This is a genomic window from Streptomyces azureus (assembly GCF_001270025.1).
Lineage (GTDB): Bacteria > Actinomycetota > Actinomycetes > Streptomycetales > Streptomycetaceae > Streptomyces > Streptomyces azureus.
Genome location: NZ_DF968201.1, coordinates 1 through 1,573 on the forward strand (window position 1 = coordinate 1; position 1,573 = coordinate 1,573).

Below are 1,573 nucleotides of genomic sequence, written 5' to 3' on the forward strand. Positions count from 1 at the left end.
TGCGATGGATATCAACTCCCTTATCAGCACGGTGTTTTCCGGGCTGTCGGTGCTCGTCGTCGAGGACGTGGAGGGCTGTGGTGACGCAGTGGTGGTCACGGCCCGCACGCGAGATGTGGCGGTGCCGTGTCCGGTGTGCCGGACACCGACGGCGAAGGTGCACGGGTATCACCGCCGGACGGTGACGGACGTGCCGGTCGACGGCCGCCCCGTTGTCATCCACCTGCGGGCACGGCGGCTGGTCTGTCCGGTCCTGGGCTGCCGGAGGCAGACCTTCCGCGAGCAGATTCCCGGACTGCTGGAACGCCATCAGCGCCGCACGGTGCGGCTTGCCTGGCAAATATCCCAGGTGGCACGGGAGTTATGCGGTCGGGCGGCCGCACGCCTCGCCGGCCTGCTGGCCGTGCCCGTCTCCCGCAGCACCGCGCTACGCCATCTGCGACGCCTGCCGCTGCCACAGCAGGCGGTCCCGCGGGTGATCGGCGTGGATGATTTCGCCCTGCGCCGCCGCCACCGGTACGCCACGATCATCACAGATGCCGAAACCGGCCGACGCGTCGCGGTCCTGCCCGACCGCGAGAGGGCCACTCTGGAGTCCTGGCCGCGCGAACATCCTGCCGAAATCGTGTGCCGCGACGGCTCGGCCACCTACGCCGAGGCCATCCGCCGCGCCCTGCCCGACGCGGTGCAGGTCAGCGACCGATGGCACCTCTGGCGCAACCTCTGCGACAAAGTCCAGCTCGAGGTCCGCGCGCACACCGGATGCTGGGCCACCATCAATCCGACCCGCCCCGGTGGAGTACGCGAGCAGACCACCCGCGAACGCTGGAACAAGATCCACGACCTCCTCGGCCAGGGCGTCGGCCTGCTCGACTGCTCCCGCCGCCTCGGAGTGGCCCTGAATACCGTCAAACGCTACGCCCGCATGCCCAAGCCCCAGGCTCTGCGCATCGCCCCGGCCTACCGGCCCACCCTCGTCGACCCCTACCGCGACCATCTGCGCGCCCGCCGCGCGGCTGAACCGGCAGTTCCTGTCACCCAACTGCTGGGAGAGATAAGGGAGCTGGGCTACACCGGCAGCGCGAACCTCCTGGTCCGCTACCTCAACCAGGGCCGCGCCGAAGGCGACCGCCCTGTCACCACCCCACGTCACGCCAGCCGCCTCCTGCTCACCGACCCCGAAAACCTGCGCCCGAAGGAAACGACCCTGCTGGAGAAGATCGTCGCGGCCTGCCCGGAGATGACCGCACTCGCCGATCTCGTACGCGGCTTCGCCACCCTGCTGAAACCGGCCGAGGGCAACGACGTGAAACTCACCGAGTGGATCACGGCCGCCCGCACCGTCGACCTACCCCACCTGCGCAGCTTCACCAACGGCCTCGAGATCGACCGGCCCGCCGTGAACGCCGGACTCACCTTGCCCTACCACAACGGCCGCACCGAAGGCGTCAACACCCGCACCAAGAGGATCATGAGACAGATGCACGGACGCGCAGGATTCGACCTCCTCCGCCACCGCATCCTCCTGCCCTGACAGACACCCAACGTCACCACCAACTACGGGCCAGAGCCG

1 protein-coding gene is annotated in these 1,573 nt (G+C 69.0%); it reads left to right on the top strand.

Annotated features, from left to right (window positions below; all coding sequences use genetic code 11):
- Positions 1–4 precede the first annotated feature (4 nt).
- Positions 5–1,534 (top strand): ISL3 family transposase, encoded by a 1,530-nt coding sequence (locus AOQ53_RS03645; protein WP_456293485.1) that lies wholly within the window; start codon positions 5–7, stop codon positions 1,532–1,534.
- Positions 1,535–1,573: the final 39 nt, after the last annotated feature.